General features: G+C 69.8%; 10 protein-coding genes. 6 read left to right on the forward strand and 4 right to left on the reverse strand.

The genetic code is table 11. The features are described from left to right. Positions 1-341 (forward strand): ATP-binding protein (locus tag NLX86_RS33445; RefSeq protein ID WP_254375590.1); only part of this gene is annotated, 341 nt, incomplete at its 5' end. Between the two features lie 127 nt (positions 342-468). Here NLX86_RS33445 and NLX86_RS33450 read toward each other — a convergent pair. Then, the gene (locus NLX86_RS33450; protein ID WP_254375591.1) at positions 469-1647 is read right to left on the reverse strand and encodes a hypothetical protein; all 1179 of its coding nucleotides are present in this window, start codon (positions 1645-1647) and stop codon (positions 469-471) included. 295 nt (positions 1648-1942) lie between these two features. Further along, positions 1943-2842: a phosphotransferase enzyme family protein gene (locus NLX86_RS33455; RefSeq protein ID WP_254375592.1), complete on the reverse strand. Its 900-nt coding sequence runs from the start codon at positions 2840-2842 to the stop codon at positions 1943-1945. Positions 2843-3010: 168 nt separating this feature from the next. On the opposite strand from NLX86_RS33455, the gene NLX86_RS33460 reads away from it, so the two are divergent. The 5 genes from NLX86_RS33460 to NLX86_RS33480 all read left to right on the forward strand — a co-directional run bounded on the left by NLX86_RS33460 (position 3011) and on the right by NLX86_RS33480 (position 15738). Beyond that, complete coding sequence (locus NLX86_RS33460; RefSeq protein WP_254375593.1) at positions 3011-4318, forward strand: DUF262 domain-containing protein; 1308 nt, start codon at positions 3011-3013, stop codon at positions 4316-4318. After that, positions 4311-5492, forward strand: a complete 1182-nt coding sequence (locus tag NLX86_RS33465; protein WP_254375594.1) for a DUF3696 domain-containing protein — start codon at positions 4311-4313, stop codon at positions 5490-5492. The genes NLX86_RS33460 and NLX86_RS33465 overlap by 8 nt, the downstream gene beginning before the upstream one ends. Before the next feature lie 147 nt (positions 5493-5639). Further along, the gene (locus tag NLX86_RS33470) at positions 5640-6518 is read left to right on the forward strand and encodes a hypothetical protein (protein ID WP_254375595.1); all 879 of its coding nucleotides are present in this window, start codon (positions 5640-5642) and stop codon (positions 6516-6518) included. A 116-nt stretch (positions 6519-6634) separates the two neighbouring features. After that, the gene (locus tag NLX86_RS33475; RefSeq protein WP_254375596.1) at positions 6635-13450 is read left to right on the forward strand and encodes a DEAD/DEAH box helicase; all 6816 of its coding nucleotides are present in this window, start codon (positions 6635-6637) and stop codon (positions 13448-13450) included. After that, positions 13447-15738 (forward strand): UvrD-helicase domain-containing protein, encoded by a 2292-nt coding sequence (locus tag NLX86_RS33480; protein ID WP_254375597.1) that lies wholly within the window; start codon positions 13447-13449, stop codon positions 15736-15738. The genes NLX86_RS33475 and NLX86_RS33480 overlap by 4 nt, the downstream gene beginning before the upstream one ends. A gap of 463 nt (positions 15739-16201) precedes the next feature. Here NLX86_RS33480 and NLX86_RS33485 read toward each other — a convergent pair whose 3' ends face one another. Beyond that, the gene (locus tag NLX86_RS33485; protein WP_254375598.1) at positions 16202-16771 is read right to left on the reverse strand and encodes a Fic family protein; all 570 of its coding nucleotides are present in this window, start codon (positions 16769-16771) and stop codon (positions 16202-16204) included. Further along, the gene (locus NLX86_RS33490; protein ID WP_254375599.1) at positions 16768-17118 is read right to left on the reverse strand and encodes a type II toxin-antitoxin system Phd/YefM family antitoxin; all 351 of its coding nucleotides are present in this window, start codon (positions 17116-17118) and stop codon (positions 16768-16770) included. The genes NLX86_RS33485 and NLX86_RS33490 overlap by 4 nt, the downstream gene beginning before the upstream one ends. Positions 17119-17610 lie beyond the last annotated feature (492 nt).

Genomic DNA, 17610 nt, shown 5'->3' on the forward strand with positions numbered 1-17610 from the left:
GCACGGCGGGTTCGGGCCGGGGGCCACTGGAAAAGGGTCCGCGCAGCGGAAACCTCGCCAGTGGCCTACCGGTACTCACACACGGGCACGTACCGGGCCGGGACTTCGAGCTCCGGCTCAGTCTCGACATGTACGCGCACGTGCGCACCCTGCGCATCGATGTCTCCGACGCGCGCGGTGAGCGCAGGCCTCTCCGGCCCGACGAGATCACCGTCCCGGAGGCAGGCTCCGAGGACGGGCGAGGGTTGCTGCTCGTCGCGGAGCTGGCCGACCGCTGGGCCGTCCTGGACCGCGTACCGGTCGGCAAGACCGTACGCGTCGAAGTGGACCTGCCGCACTGACGTGTTCGCCCGACGGCCACGGTGGTCGGAGAACAGCTCAGCCGGGTCGTCCGCCGCGCCGACGCCTCACGCGAGCGCTCCACTTGCGGCGCCCGGACAGGTCCGGACGCCGCCAAGGACTGGTGAACTACCGGGTGGGAGTGCCGGAAGGCTGCGGTTCCTCATCCGGCGGGCGGGTCCTGGTGCCGGGGACCGTTGGGGTTGGCGGAGAAGCTGTCATGCGAGCCGGGTCGAGAATGACGGCGCCGAATTCGCGGGCCAGGAGACCGTGGATGGTCTCCCAGGTGCGGATACGGCTGCGCTCACGCCGTTCGGTCCAGCGTTCGTGCAGTCGCATCCCGCCGAAGATCCCCACGGCGGAGGCCAGTATGAGGGCGATGAGCGCGTAGATCGGCGTGTAGCTGTCATCGAACATCGACCGGTGTTCGTCCACCTGCCGAGCGTTGATGCCGAAGAAGCCGAAAAGCAGGCTGAGGGTACCGGAGACCGTGGTGACGAAGGTGACCGCCACGACGGTCCGGATTCGACGGCGGTCCCCGGCTCGCTGCTCGGCGCTCTCGACCGAGGTCAGTTCGGCGGCGATGGCGTTGCTCAGTCGGCTCAGCATCTGTCCGATGGTGGTGGAGCGCTCGGTGAGCCCCATCGCGGCGTAGAGGGCGTTGTGGAAGCTCTCCACTCGTAGCGCCGGTACGAGAGTTCCGATGTCGCCGCCGGCCTCCACGCTGTAACTGAGCTCCAGTTCGAGGTGGCTCAGTCCTTCGGAGATGGACTCCAGCATGGTGCGGCGGCGGTGCATGTCGCGTTCGCCGTCGGACCGGGCTCGGAAACGGTGCCCGTAGGCGTAGGCGACTTCTCGGATCTCCCGCAGACGCGCCGCTGATCCCACGGTCTGCACGGCAGAGAGCAGGACGCAGTTCTCTATGTAGTCCTGATGGCCGCAGATGAGGCTCGCATACGGCCCGAGAGCACCCACGGTGGTGGGCCGTCTGTTGAGTTCGGCCGGATAGGTGATGGAGCTGTGCTCCGGTCGGTACGGGAGGTCGGAACGGTAGATGACCCGCTGGATGGTGTCGTCGTCAGGGGCGTCTGCGGGGGATGCGACGCTGCGGAAGACCAGTTGGTGCCGCTCGGGGAGAAAGCCGGGGGTCTGCCCCTGCGCATGCTCCGGGCGGTAGCCGACGCGCTCACCCGCGAGCCGCTCCAGCGGTACGCCCGAGCATTGAATGCTCGCGTAGTAGAGGTCTTCCATCAGGGGAACGGATTCGACGAGGCCCAGCGGGACGTCCATCGTCAGGGCGACCAGCACCTGGCCCGAAGGATGCAGGAAATGCCAGAGCGTGGCGGCCGTGGGTGCGCCTGGTTGCCAGCGTTGGCATACGAGAGACGAGCAGTCGAGGGATTCCTTCCGGAGAACCCTTGGTAACTGATTTCTGGCCATCTCGTAGAACGGTGCCAGACGGCCGAAGGCGAGCGCGTCCGTCGGAGCGTGGCCATCCGGAGGCAGCAGGGCCGGGTCGCAGACCCAGGACGTCGAGTAGACCGTCGTGATACGGAGATGAGGTCGGGAGGCATAGGGGGCGAAGAGGTCGCCGCCCGAGCCGTTAGAGCGCGTGCCAGCGCCGTTCAAGGTCACCCTTTCGCAGAGACTCCATACGCACCGCGAACTCGTCGGCCGCCGGACCGGACTGGGCGTTCTGCATGAGCCAGGTCGTCATACCCAGTTCCCGCGTCGTGCGGAGCACCGGATAGCCGTGCCACTCGGTGACATCGGTGCCGTAGGTGCGGACGAAGTCCGCATAGTCGTCTGCCGGCAGGCCGAACCGGTCCACGGCCATGGCTGTGGGGACCAGGTCCCAGGCCCGTGGACCGATCGCCACCGCTTCGTAGTCGATGAGCAGGGCGCGGTCGCCGTCGCACAGGACGTTGCCGCGATGGGCGTCGCCGTGCACCAAGTGCCGGGGTGAGGAGGCGACAAGGGCGCGGAAGCCGTCCTCCGCGTTGTCGCAGGCTTCAGCGAGGAAGCGAACGTCCTCGCGTCTGATCCCGGAGACGACCTCAAGACGACGGCGCATGATGGGGAACGGATCAAGGACGGGCAGCGGGAAGCCTGGATCCGGCAGGGCGTGCAGGTCGCGGAGAAGCGCGGCCAGAACAGTGAAGGAGGCGGGGGGAGAGCTGTCCGGCACGTATTCCCAGAACGTCACCAGCCGGCCGTCGGCCTTGATGGGCTGTGGGGCACCCGTCGGGTGCACGGATGGGAATCCGTGCCCTGCGAGCCAGCGGGCCACAGCCAGTTCCTTGGCTACTTTGTCGGCCATCTCCGTCGAGCGGGCGACTCTGACAACGACGCCGACCTCGGGGAGGGCGAACAAGGCGTTCTCTCCGAGCCGCAGGAGATCCGCGTCCGGGAACTGGGGCAGTCCGGCAGAGTCGCACGCGGCAAGCATGGCCCGCCGTGCGTTGTTCTCGGTTAACCCTTCACGGGCTTGGTGGGAGTCCATCCCGGCCAGCCTCCCGAGGTGGCTGATCAACTGTCAAGACAGTGCCGCGTACCGGTCGGCAGGACCGCGTGCTGAGCTGGACCTGCCGCGCTGACGGGCGCGTACGCCGTCTATAAGGTGACCCGGAGGAGTTGCAAGGTCACGAGTGAGGGGCGGCGACGCGGAGACATGGCGGGCCTGGAGGACAGCGGCAGCAGGCGGCGGGCCGGCGGGGGCGAGCGCCCCAGCAGGTTCCAGCGGTATCTGCCCCTCGACGAGAGCGACGACCCGGAGCCGTCGGGCCTCTTCCCCTCGTTGTTCGTCCCCGTCGAGGTCGGTGACGACGGGCGGCCGACCGGAGTCGAGCTGGAGGAGCCCGCCGACGAGGCCGACCCCGACGACGGGGACCAGGACGACGGACCCGACGCGATCTCCGCCCCCTTCCGACCTGAGAGCATCAAGATCGAGACACAAGCGACCACCGTCGACCTGCTGCTGTCCCGGATGCGGGAGGAGATGATCGACCTGGCTCCCGACTTCCAGCGCCGCGCCGGAATCTGGAGCGACGTCGACCAGAGCCGCCTCATCGAGTCGCTGCTGCTGCGCATCCCCATCTCGTCGTTCCACATGGCGCAGGACGCCGACGACAACTGGGCGGTCGTGGACGGCATCCAGCGGCTCACCGCGATCGCCCGCTTCATGGCCCCCGAAGCTCTCGGGATGCGGCCGCTGACCCTGCGCGGGCTCGACTACCTCCACCAGTACCACGGCTGTGGATACGAGGAACTGGCCGGGCGGCTGAAGATCCGGCTGCGCGAGACCCAGCTCGTGGTGCACATCATTCAGCAGGGGACTCCGGAGACCGTCAAATTCAACGTCTTCTCGCGGATCAACACCGGCGGTATGCCCCTGAAGCCGCAGGAGATCCGGCACGCCATGATCAAGGGGCCCGCCAGGACGTACCTCGCCGATCTGGCCGAGGACCCGGCGTTCATCACCGCCACCGGCGAGAGCGTGTCGAACGAGCGGATGGCCGACCGCGAGATGGTCCTGCGTTTCATGGCGTTCCGGCTGACCGACCCGTCCGAGCACAAGGAACGGGACTTCGACCAGTTCCTCGTTGACTCCATGCACCGCGTCAACCGGCTCAGCCTCGGCCAACGCTACAACCTGGCAGTGGAGTTCAAGAAGGCTATGTGGTGCGCCGCCGATCTCTTCGGGGACCACGCGTTCAGGAAATGGAAGGGCGGCAAGGGCAAGTCACCCATCAACAAAGCCCTGTTCGAGGCTGTGGCTGTCAATCTCGCGACCCTCGGCGATCAGGGGCGTGACGCTCTGCTACGTTGCAGCGACTACTTGCTCGAAGAGTACTTCGAGCTGATGAAGGACTGGGACTTCGACCGCGCCATCTCCGTCGCCACCGGCGACCCGAAGAAGGTACGGACCCGGTTCAGCATGATGGGCGAGCTCTTCTTGAGGATGGCGAGCGATGATTGACCGGCTGACGCTGATGAACTTCAAGGCGTTCCAGCACGCGGACCTGGAGTTGGGGCCGCTCACTCTGCTGACCGGTCTGAACTCCTCCGGAAAGAGCAGCGTCCTACAGGCGTTAGCCATGCTGCACCAGTCGCACACGGCGGGGGATCTCGACCGGGCGGGCGAGGCGGCCCGGGAGGGACAGCTGAAGGTCGGGACCGTCCCCGGCAACGGCTTCCTGCTCAACGGCGAACTCGTCGGCCTCGGCACCGGCCGGGACGTCCTGCACGAGAACTTCACCGAGGACGAGCCGGAGATCACGCTCGCCGTGAGCGAAGGCGCGTACCGCTACTCCTGGACCGTCGCCTACGAGCCCGAACAGAACCTGCTGCCGCTGAGCGCCGTCGACCTGCCGCTCACCAGCGAGGGTGCCACTCCGCCGGTCGGGGACGCCGCCGTCATCCCCGGCTACTTCACCGCGGGCTTCCAGTATCTGCACGCCGACCGGATCTCCCCGGCGGAGTTCTACCCGCGCGACCACCACACGGCCATCGGCCGCGGCTTCCTCGGCGTACGCGGTGAACACACCGTCAACTTCCTTCGCCACCACGCCACCGACAACGAGGTCCCCGAGGGACCGCTGCGGCACCGGAGCACCGCCGCGAAGGGGCTGCTCGCACAGGCCGCCGCCTGGGTGGGGGAGCTGTGCCCGGGGGTCGACATCCAGGCCGCCGCCATCGACGGCACGGATGTGGTGCGGCTGTCGTACGGCTTCTCGGGCCCGAACGGTACGCGCCGGCGCCCGACCAACGTCGGTTTCGGGCTGACGTACGCCCTGCCGATCGTCGTGGCCTGCCTGACCGCGCGGCCCGGCTCGCTCGTCCTTCTGGAGAATCCCGAGGCGCATCTGCACCCGCAGGGGCAGACCCGGATGGCGGGGCTCGCCGCCGCTGCCGCCGCACAGGGCGCGCAGCTCGTCGTCGAGACACACAGCGACCATGTGCTGAACGGTGTGCGCCTCGCGGTGAAGCGAGGGGTGCTCGCCCCTGAGCAGGCAGTCCTGCACTACTTCCGGGGCGACGGCGAGGGCGTCGACGTCGTCAGCCCGAGCATCGACCGGGACGGCCGGCTCGACCAGTGGCCCGAAGGGTTCTTCGACGAGCTGGAGAACACGCTCGACCAACTGCTCAGCTGACCGCCCGGTCACCGGTCACCGGACCGCCGGGATCCCGCCGGCCATGAAAGCGCGCGTACGCCATCACGAGGGGGAGATGTGCCGCTGCTGTTCCTGAACGAGAGATCCTGCGGAACCGGATGCGATCCGGCGCGCGCCGAACGGGCCATGACCGGACTTGCTGAGGCGGTCCTCGCGGTGGTCCGCGCCGACCGGTCCGGCACGGTCCTGGTGAGCAGGGAGCCCATAACCGGGCTCCAGATCGCCGACGGTCATCCGATCGGCAAATGGCACGGGGCGCCGCGCAACAAGGAACTGTGGCAGCGGCTGCTCCTGATGCAGAGCAAGTGGCCGTACCGGACCGTCTTCCCGGACGGGGAGAGCTACTTCGACGTCGAGTACCGCCACCGGGGCGAAACGGTCGACGGGCTCGGCGCGGCCCATCTGATGGACGGGCTCGGCGTCTCCTTATTAGTGGACGCATGCTGGAACGAGCACCAACTGACGCTGGAACGCGAGCAGTTGGTGCAGGGTGACGACGGGGAGTCCGGCGAGTCCGAGACCAGCGAGGTCTCCGTCCGGCACATGGCGGGGCGGGACCACTTCGAGACACACCGGGGCTGGATCAAGGAACGCGCCGAGGCGGTCCGCAGGGGCGGGCTGGACGCCGTACGGCGGGGCGAGGAGCTGTGGAAGGGGCGGGCGGCCTTCTTCCCGCACCTTCAGTTCCTGCCGAGGGTCGAGGAGGATCTGCGGCAGCTGCCCGAGGTGTGGGTGCGGCCGGTGCGGGAGCGCCTCGCGGAGCTGGAGGCGGCGGTGTCCGAGTGGGACCCCGCCGCCCGCCCCATCGGGCCCCGGTGGAGGTCCGATGTGCGGACCGAGTTCAGGACGCGCAGGCGGCTGTGCTGGTTCAGCGACGGCGGCAAGAACGAGCTCTTCGACTGGCACTGCGAGTTCCTGCCCACGCCGGGGCGTATGCACTTCCGGCTCCTCCACGAGGAACGCACTGTCCGTATCGCCTACGTGGGGCGCAAACTCGGGGTCTGAGACACCACCGACAGTTCGTCGCCGCAGGTCGCGACTGTTCCGGAGGGCCAGACTGTCAGCCCCGCCCATTACCTTTGGTGCGAGGAAGAAGCAGACGGAACGAAGGAGAAGCCGGGGTGCGACCGACCCTCGCCGCCGAACAGGTACGCGACAGCCTGAGCCAGTACCTGTCGACGACGTACGCCCTGGCGGACGAAAGCACCCGCGGCGCCCTGGAGCGGTTCCTCGGCGACGCCGAGGATGGGATCTTCCGCGGGCCCTATCTGCGGATCCGTACGCCCTTCAGGGCGGCCGAGGGCGACGACTGGCAGCGGCACCTGACCTGGTGGCCGCGTCCGCCTTTCCACCCACACCGCCACCAGGAGGCGGCATGGGAGCGACTGTCCACGCTGCACGGGCCGGCGAGGCCCACCCTGGTGACCACCGGCACCGGCTCCGGCAAGACGGAGTCCTTCCTGGTGCCGATCCTCGACCACTGCCGCCGCGAGCGTGAAGCCGGGCGGGAGGGGGTCAAGGCCGTCCTGCTGTATCCGATGAACGCCCTGGCCACCGACCAGGCCCACCGCATCAACAACCGCCTGGACGACCCCAGGGACGCGCGGCTCAGGGACGTCGGCGTACGGGCGGGCCTCTACATCGGTGACAAGGCGTCCAAGGAGTTCAAACAGGCCAACGCGCGCGTGGCCGTCGACCGTGACGAGATCCGCCGTACCCGCCCCGACATCCTGATCACCAACTATAAGATGCTCGACCTGCTGCTCCAGCGGCCCGAGGACCAGCGGCTGTGGCAGTCGGAGGGCGGCGGAGGCGGCGGATCGGCCCTGGCCTACGTCGTCCTGGACGAGTTCCACACCTACGACGGGGCCCAGGGCACCGACGTGGCGATGCTGCTGCGCCGGCTCGGCGCCATCACCGGCCTCGCCGAGCCGGGCCGGCCGCTCGGCAAGGTGTGCCCCGTCGCCACCTCGGCCACCCTGGGCGAGGGTGCGCCCGGCTTCGGCGGCAGCTCCATGCTGGACGTCGCGGAGCAGGTCTTCGGAGTGCCGTTCCCGCCCGACGCAGTGGTGGGCGAGAGCCGGCGCAGCGTCGAGGAGTTCGGGGGCGCCAGCGACTTCACGCTGCCGTTCCCGCCGCCGCACGAGGTGGCCGCGCTCGGCGACCCCACCCGGGACCGGGAGGCGCTGGACCAGCTCGCGGCGGCCTTCACCGGCAAAAGCGGACTGAGCCCGGAGCAGCTCGGTCGGCAACTGCGCCGCCACCGGCTGACGGCCGCCGTCCTGGAGATCCTGGACGGCAGCCCGCGCACCATGGCCGAGGTGCTGGAGGTCCTGCCGCGCTACGCCTACCACTGGGGCATGGCCGTGCAGCAGAACCCGGCCGTCGCGGCCCGCGCCCTGGCCCGGTACGTGGCACTGCTGTCGACCGCGCGCGACCCGAAGATTCCGGGCAGTCCGTTGCTGTCCATCGAGATCCACCACTGGGTGCGGTCCGTGTCGCGGGTGCTGCGCGGAATCAGCGCAGCGCGCGCGGAGTTCCGCTGGGACGACGAGCGGGTGACCTCGGGCGGGAAACTGGCCCGGAGCTCAAGTGGCGGTGCGTCGAAACCGGATGGCGGCGCCTCCGGGCCGGGTTCGGCCGCAGACGCGGCGGAGGCGGTGCCCGCAGGCGACAGTGCCGTGCCGCCCGCCCAGGTGTTCCTGCCCGCCGTCTTCTGCCGCGAATGCGGGCGCTCCGGCTGGGCGGCGCTGTCCCCGGAAGCGGACCCGGCGGAGCTCGACATGGCCGCCACGAAGATCCGCCGCGCCTCGGTGAGCCGGGACAAGCGCCGCGTACGCAACATGATCGCTGCCACCCCGAAGCAGGCCCACGACGCGGCCTTCGCCACCGAGAAACCCCGCAGCGGGCCGATCGTGATGGTGCTCGACGGGACGAGCGGGCGGCTGCGGCCCGTGTCGCCCGAAGCGGACTTCGAGGCGGATCAGGGCGACGGCGCACCGCGCGCGCCGAAGGCGCTGCACGACAGCGCGTTCGTGCTCACCGACCTGGCCGACGACCGGGCGGCGCAGGGCGACCAGTGCCCGGCCTGCCGGACGTTCAACTCCATCCGCTACCTCGGTACCGGCCTCGCCGCGCTCGCCGCGGCCTCGATCACCCAGCTGTTCACCGGCGGCGAGCTCGACAAGAACCTCCGCGAGGACAAGACCCTCCTGTTCAACGACTCGGTGCAGGACGCCGCCCACCGCGCCGGTTATGTCGCCAGCCGCTCGTACACCTTCTCCTTCCGCTCGCTGCTCGCCAGCCGCATCGACGAGGACGAACCGGTCGCGCTCAGCGATCTGGCGGCCGACCTCATCGCGGACGTCGTCGACAGCAGGGCCGTACAGGCCGCCGTCATCCCGCCCGATCTGCACGTCGTGCGCGGCGTGGACGCCCTCCTGTCCGGGCGCGGCCGCGGCACCGAGCCCACCTGGGAACTCATCGCCCAGCGCCTCGCGTTCTCGGCCGTCCTGGAGTTCGGACTCCGCTCCCGGCGGGGCCGCACCCTGGAACTGACCCGCACGGTCGCGGCGGACGTCCCCCTCTCCGACCCCGACGCCGTCGCCGAGATCGTCCGCGAACTGCTGCACACCACGCCCGGCGACATCGCCCTGCCGGACGGCTCCCTGCCCGGACCCGACGACTGGATCGGTCACGTCCGGGGCCTCCTGGAGCGGTTGCGGACCCGTGGCGCCGTCCGGCACGCCTGGCTCGACGACTGGATCGACCAGGCCGGTGTGCGGCGCTGGCTGATCTGGGGCGGGCGCAAGACCGGCATGCCCGCCTTCCCGCCCGGCGTCTCCGCCCCAGGCTTCCTCCTCGGCAGCCCCAAGCAGGGCAGCGCCGACTTCGACGTGGTGACCGGACGCCTCGGCTGGTACCAGGACTGGACGCGGCGCAGCCTGGGCCTGCGCCCCGACGCGGCGAACGCCTTCCTCGTCCGGCTGCTGCCCGCCCTCGTCGACGCCGGTGTGCTCTCGGCCCGCACCGCCAGGGACGGCACGACCCGCGTGTTCGGGCTCCAGCCCGGCCACATCCAGGTCCGCAAACTGGCGGACGACCTCGTGGCCGACGCCTCCGCGCACTGCCCGGACTGCTCCTGGCAGCAGACCGTCCACCCCGACCTGGCCGACCAGTGGCACGGCCGCCCCTGCCCGCGCTACCGCTGCGGCGGCCGGCTGCGCACCGGACAGGACCTCGAAAGCGGCGTACGGCGACGGGACTTCACCGAGGACTTCTACCGGCGGATGTACCGCGACGCCGGAGTGTTCACCATCAACACCGCCGAGCACACCAGCACCCTCAGCCGCCCCAAGCGCGAAGCCGTCGAGAAGGCGTTCCGAGCGGGCACCGAAGCGCACTACGCCAACCCGCAGGTCCTCTCCTGCACCCCGACGCTCGAACTGGGCATCGACATCGGTGACCTGTCCGCGGTGGTCCTCGCCTCGCTGCCCAAGGGACCGGCCAACTACGTCCAGCGTGTCGGCCGCGCGGGCCGGGCCACCGGCAACGCGTATCTGCTCACCATGGTCGACCGGGGCCCCAGAGACCGCTACTACCTGGACGACCCCCGGCAGATGATCGCCGGTGACATCCAGCCGCCCGGCTGCTACCTGTCCGCCATCGAGATCCTGCGCCGCCAGTACCTCGCGCATCTCCTCGACCTCGCGGGCGCCGGACGCCTGCCCTCGGCACCGGAGGACGGCGGCGCCCCGCTCCGCCCGATGCCGCATCTGGCCACCGACCTGTTCGGCCCGTCCGCCTGGCTGGCCGAGTTCCGGCGGGCCGCGCTCGCCGACGGGGCCCGCCTCGTCGAGATCTTCCTCGGGCTCTTCCCGCCGTACGACGAGAAGAAGGGCACCGGCGTCAGCCCGCAGGCCGCCGACGAACTGCGCGCCTACGCGACCGGCGGCCTGGCCGACGCCCTGGACGGTGCCCGAACCCAGTGGGACAGCCGACGCGGCGAGATGCGTCGCCGGATGGAAGCCATCGACGCCGCTCACCGGGCCCTGGTGGCCGGAGACCCCGAACACGACCGGCAGGGAAGGGAGTTGAGGGCCGAGCGGCGTGCCGTCGCCTACCGGTCGGGCGAGATCAGCCGCGGCACCGCGCACGGCACGCTCGTCGACCTCGGCCTGCTGCCCAACTACAGCCTCGTCGACTCCGTGACCGAGCTGGAGGCCACGCTCACCTGGCGGGAGGAGCAGACGGGCACGCGTGCGGAGGCGGGTGCGGGTGCCCGCGTCGAGCACCGGAGCAAGGTGCTCAAGTACGACCGTTCGGCGCGCCTGGCCCTGGAGGACTTCGCGCCCGGCAACCACTACTACGTACAGGGCTACAAGCACCGCATCACCGGCCTCGACATCGGCAGCCCCGGCCGCCCGTCCTGGCTGTGGTGGCGGATCTGCCCCGACTGCGGACACGTGCGCACCCACCAGGCACGGCAGGACTCCTCCGCCTGCCCGCGCTGCCGCTCGGCCGCCATCGGCGACGTCGGCTGCTTGCACAAGGTCCTGGTGCCCCACCGCGTCCTGGCCCGGGACGAGCGCGACGACGTACGCGTACGGGACGACACTGACGAACGGGAGCGCCGCCACTACACCGTCGTACCGGCCGTGGATATCCCCCAGGAACACGTCGAGTCGGGGTGGAAGCACCAAAAGGCCACCTTCGGCTGGGAGTTCACCCGGCAGGCGGTGATCCGGCACATCAACGTGGGCGCGTCCCGCGTGGACGGCGGGGCGGACGACGCCTTCGCGGGGCGCCGGGTGCGACTCAACCCCTTCTGGGTCTGCGACTCCTGCGGATACGCCGACCCCGACGGCGGGCCGGCCGACCGGCAACAGGAGGCACTGGTCCCGGCGCGGGCCGCCAAGTACCACCGGCCGTGGTGCCCGAGGCTGCGGGACGGGCTCGACGAGAGCAGGGCCGCACAACAGGGCGTGAAACTGCTCCTCGCGCACGAACTGCGCAGCGAGGCACTGCGCATCCTCATCCCCGCCGTCACCGCCCACACCGCGGAACGGCTCGCATCCTTCAAAGCGGTGCTCCTCGCGGGCATCGCCCGCAGCTACGGCGGCGACCCCGACCACCTGGCCGTGGTCACCGACTCGATGCCCGAACCCGGCGGCGACGGGGACGTACGCAGACACTTCCTCGTGCTGTACGACACCCTGCCCGGCGGCACCGGCTATCTGCACCGGCTCGCGGGTCCGGGCGGGCTGCACGACGTGCTCACCCGGGCCCGGCAGGTCATCGAAGCCTGCGTCTGCGTCGCCGAGGGGCGGCCCGCCTGCCACCGCTGCCTGCTGCGGCACGTCGGCAACAGCGAGTACGAACTGGTCTCCCGCGAGCACGCCCTGGACATGCTCGGCGAACTGCTCGGCCGGGCCGGCGACGGCTGGCACGTCGAAGCGGCCGCCACCACCAGGGACATCTCCCTGGTGCAGCAGGTCGAGAGTGAACTGGAGGCCCTGTTTCGGCGGGGGCTGCTGGCTTGGGCGGATCGTGTCGAGGAGGTCAGCGTGCGCACCGCGCTCACCCCGGACGGGGAACGCGACACCACGCTGCGGTTCACCGCACCCGACGGCACGGTCTGCGGCTGGCGCATGGAGACACAGACCGACCTCGGCTTCACCGTGCCCGATGTCGTATTCCGCAGCCTGGACGACGACCGGCGGCGCGTCGCCGTCTACCTCGACGGCTACCGCTACCACGCGAGCCCCGACCACAACCGTGTCGCGGACGACGCGACGAAGCGCACCCGGCTGCGCTCCGAACACGGTTGGCAGGTCTTCCAGTTGACCTGGGACGACGTCAGGGCGTGGACCGGACAGTCGAAGCTGGCCGCCGACCCCGTCTGGGTGCCGTACCAGAACACCGCGCAGAAGACCGCTTCGGACATTCACCGGAGGATGCATGGCGGCGACCCCCGCGACCTGCCGCGTTTCGTCTGGGCCAACCCCGTCGAGACGCTGATCGGCTACCTCACCAGCCCGGACGCCGGTGTGTGGCGGCGGCGCACGCAGAGCGCGCTGGCCGGGTTCGCGGCGGTTTCGGCGACGAGCAGAGCCCTGGCGGACGGCCCGGAGACCGCAGACCGCCTCGTCGAGGCACTGACAGGCAAGAGGCTGTCCGGAGGGCGTGGCGGAGTACAGGTCATGGCGACGAAGGACAGCAGCGGCTGCCCCCTCACCATCGCGCTCGACCTGCGCAAGGGGAAGGCCGGCGCGGCCTGGACCGGGCTCACCGTCCTGGACGACAGCCCGGAGACGATCAGCGGCGACGAGAACGCGCACCGCAGACGCTGGCAGGCCTGGCTGTACTGGTCCAACCTGCTCCAGTTCCTCAACGAGGGTGACGGCGACGGCGTGCAGCTCGCGGCGAGCCAGGTACCCGGCTTCGACCCGGTCGAACTGGCGGTGACCGGCGGCGCCGGGTGGCTGGAATCGCGGCGACGCGGACACGAGCGGGAAGCGGACGGCGCCGAGCAGACGAGTGAGGTCACGGCCGTGCGCGCCGAAGCGGTGCGCGACCCCGCCTGGGACGAGGTCATCGCCTATCTCGTCGAGGAGGCCGGTCTGGCCGAACTCGCCGAGGGCTTGGCCGCCCTCGGAGTCCCCGCACCGGAAGCCGGCTTCGAACTGGGCGACGCGGCCTGGCCCGCCGAACTGGCCTGGCCCGCGCACCGCATGGGCGTCGTCCTGGCCCCGGCCCGGGACGCCGACGGCACCCCGGACCGCGATGCGGAGGACCGCGACCGGGCGTACGCGCGAGCGGGCTGGCTGGTGCGCCCCGCGACCGAGTGGGATGTCCGGGAACTGGCGGACGCACTGGCAGGACCGGCCGCGACGGACGACCGTCCGGACAACGACGACGAGGAGCGAGCACGATGACCGGCACCGGCACGCCGACCAAGGGCGTGACGCTGCGCCTGCTCGACAAGGCGGACAAGGAGATCGTCAAGCTGGACCGGGCGATCGTCGGCGCGGTCTACAAGTTCCAGCACGAGTTCCGAAAGAACCCCGACGCGGGCGGCTTCGACCTCAAGCAGCTCAAGGGACACGAGCGGCTGTGGTCCGCGCGCGTCAACCGTGAGTACCGGGCCCTGCTGCTCCGCCTCGGCGGCGACGACTGGCTTCTGGTCTCGGTCAAGCACCGCGGACACGTCCACCGGAACCTGGACCGCCTCGCCTACGGCATCAACCAGGTCACCGGTGCGATCGAGTACGTGGATCTCCAGGTCGTCGAGGAGGACGTCCTGCGCCGATCGGCCCCCGCGGCACCGGCGCCCCCGTCCACCCGTCCCGATGCCCCGGCCGCGCGGACGGAGGACGCGACGACGCTCTTCGCCCGGTTCAGCGCCCAGCAACTGGCAGACCTGGGCGTGGCCGAGCCGCTCATCCCCATCGTCCTGAAACTGACCACGGACGACGAGCTACTCGGCCTCGCCGAGTACGCGCCGCGGCACACCGGTGAAGTTCTGCTCCGGCTGCGCGACGGGATCCCGTACGAGCTGGTGCAGGAGCAGGTCACAGCGCCGGTCTCCGTCAAGGGCGACGAAGGCCCGGACGGGTCCCCCGCCGACGACTGGCAGGCGGCCGTCGACCGTTCAGGGGCCGTGGTGATCACGGACGACGCATCGCTGCGGAGCATCATCGAGGAAAGCGACTTCGGCCGGTGGAAGGTCTTCCTGCACCCCACGCAGGAGAAACTGGTGCATCGCACCTACTCGGGGCCGGCCCGGGTGGGTGGTGGCCCCGGCACCGGGAAGACGATCGTCGCCCTGCACCGGGTGAAGCATCTCGTCGACCAGTTGCCCCCGGGCCACACCAAGCCCGTGCTGCTCACCACGTTCAACAAGAACCTGGCCGCCGACCTGCGTACCCGTCTGATGTCGCTGGGCGGCCCCGAGACGCTGGCCCGTGTCGACATCACGCACGTCGACCAACTGGCTACGCGTGTCGTCAGCGAGTCCGACCCCGGCAACAGCAAGCGCAGGATCGACGACACCCAGGCCCTGCGTGAATGGCGGCAGCTCCTGGTGGAGGCGGGCGACAACCGTTGGGACGCGGAATTCCTGAGCGACGAGTGGAACCAGGTGATCCTGGGGCAGGCCGTCGCCTCCCGCGTCGACTACTTCAAGGTCCGGCGGGCGGGCCGGGGCCGCAGCATCACCCGTGCCGACCGTGTCGAGGTCTGGCAGCTCGCCGAGCGCTTCACCCAGCGGCTCGACGTCAAGGGTCTGGAAACCCACCGCCAAGTCGCCGAGCGTGCGGCCCAGTTGGAGATCGCCCGCAAGCACAAGATCGAGGAGCGCCGGCGGGACGAGGAGGAGCGCGGCGGCCCCGGCAACATTCACGCCGAGTCGGGGACCGGAGCCTGGCTGCGCTATCGCTACCGTCACATCGTGGTCGACGAGGCCCAGGACCTCAGCCCCGCGCACTGGAAGATGCTGCGCGCCATGGCGCCGCAGGAGCCGAACGACCTCTTCCTTGTCGGCGACACTCACCAGCGTATCTACGACAACCAGGTCACTCTCGGCAGCCTGGGCGTCCATATCCGGGGCCGATCCTCGAAGCTGACACTCAGCTACCGCACGACGCGCGAGATCCTGAAGTCGGCGATCCATCTGCTGGACGGGACGGAGTACGACGACCTCGATGGCGAGACCGACGACCTGGCGGGCTACCGGTCGGTGCTGTATGGACCGCGGCCGCTGCTGCGCCGTGCCGAAAGCTGGGAGCAGGAACTCAACCTGGTGGCGGATCAGGTGCAGGCGTGGCACGACGTAGCACGCGAGTCGGTTGCGATCTGCGTCCCGACGAATGACATGGCCGATGACGTGGTGGCCCGGCTCGCCAAACGAGGCATCATGTCCGCGAAGATCACCGGTGACGGGCCGCGACGGGACGAGGGCGTGCACGTCGGCACCATGTACCGCTTCAAGGGGCTGGAGTACCAGCGCATGATCATCGCAGGGGTCAGTGAGGGAAAAGTCCCGCGCTCCTCTGTGGACGCCTGGGAGCAGAGCGACCGGACACGCCACCAGCGCGAACTGCAACGGGCACGGTCTCTTCTCTTCGTCGCGGCGACCAGGGCTCGCGACGCCCTGGCCATCACCTGGAACGGGGAACCGAGCCGCTTCCTGCGCCCGCTGGGGGCGCCGAGTACGTGTGCTTGAGCTCTGGGACGCACTGGCCGGCAACCGCATACGTCAGTGGGCGGAAATCAGACAACCTACGAGTGGGGGTGCGCTGGCAGCACCCCGTATTGCTCACCGCAGCCGGGGTGCCGGCCCACACCTGGTGGATGAAATTGAGACCTCGCGTTTGCCCGGAGCGCAGAGCGGTGTGCGGTGCGGGCCGACTGCCCTCGTGCCCGGGTCGCAGCAGCGACCCCGTCAGCTGATGGTGTCCCACTGAGGACACCGTTCCCAAGTTCGGCAGCGGCCTTCGAGCGATCTTGCGCTGCCGGATGATGGCCGCATCGGTGGGGGCGCGAGCGAGATCGGCGCCGCGGTGCAGCGCCGTTCCTCGACTCAGGGCACTCCGCGCCGACGGATATCGGGAGATTCGTCGACGGCAGGCTGTTCCCAAGGGGCGACGCCCTGTTCCGGGCTTCCTTGCCAGCCGGAGTGACGGGCGTCAACTCGTGGTGACCAGCTCGTCGAGTAGCTGTTCCAACAGATTATTGTCACCGAGGAAGCTCTTCACCGAGGCGTCCTCGTTGCGTTGAGGGTCCATGCCCGACCAGTTTAGGGCGTATCCCGCGTCGGCGCTGAGTTGGGCAAGGAACGCCCGCTGGGCACGGCCGTTGCCCTCGCGGAACGGGTGGAGGACGTTCAGGTCGCCGTACAACGTGGCCAGTTGGATGACGAATGCCTGCAGGTGGAGATTCTGCAGGTGACCGGAGGAGGCGAGACGACCGAAGACCTCTCCGGCGTAGGGCACCAGGTTTCTCGCCGGACAGAACGGTGTGCGCTTGGCGATGTTCACGGTGCGTAACTCGCCTGCCCACGGATAGATATCACCGAAGATCGCGGCATGGAACGCTTGGAGATGGCCGAGGTCGTACGCGCCGGGTAGGGGGCGTTCGGCGAGCATGACGAGGCGCGCCCGGGTGATGTCCGCCTCCGCTGCCGCGAGCAGCTGATGGTCGGTGATGCCGAGCTTGTTGCGCAGCACGCCGTTGGGCATGGCGTACGGATCGTTCACCCTGCCCGCCGCTCCGAAGTCTGTCGGTGGCGGGCGATCGCGCGGGCGACAAGGGTGTCCACGTCGAGGTCGCCCTTCACGTATGCCTCGGTGTCGCGGTCTGAGGCATCGGAGGCCTGGAGCCCCTCGGCCTCAATGGAGCCGGTGGCCGAGGCGACGGCCGCACGTCGTGCCGCTCGGCCGCTCAGCGCCTCGAAGGCCTCGACGGACAGGAGGACGCCCTGGGGCTTGCGGTGGGCGCCGATCAGGACCGGGTCGGCATCCGCGCCGGACTCCGACAGGTCAGTCAGGATCCGCGACAGTCTCGCGCGCGCGTCGCTGACGGTCACGACCTCAGGAATCTCCATGCTGTCACCGTACCCATATAGAGGCTTGATTCTGTACAGATTCTAGTACGGATTCCGGTGAGTGTCCCGCCTCGGGCGGCCCTGGAGGTATCCCTAACCCTGTCCCGGAGGCTGCCACCAGCCGAGACTGCGAGGTCCTCGCCGATGTCGGCGGGGTTGAACCGGACCAGTTGAGTTCGGTGATCACCATGTCGGCGGTGATGCCGACCGCCTCGGTGGCCGCCAGAACCGGCCTCTCCGAGAACGACGAAGCCCCCGTCCGGACCGCTCCGGCGCGGGGCGCCTCCTTGCGTAGCCATCAAGGTAGCCACGGAAACGTCCTCCCTGCACGTTTGTGCAGGTCATAGCGTTGCGGTGATTCTCCCCGGCGTACAGCCCGACTCGTCTGCCGCTAGGGCTTCTGACCAGCGAAATTGCAGGTCAGCGATCCAGCGCACCTTCGGTGCGCGCCGGGGGCGTGGTAAATGCCGTGGCGTGCGCCGGGGGTGCTTC

The organism is Streptomyces sp. A3M-1-3, assembly GCF_024213665.1.
Lineage (GTDB): Bacteria > Actinomycetota > Actinomycetes > Streptomycetales > Streptomycetaceae > Streptomyces.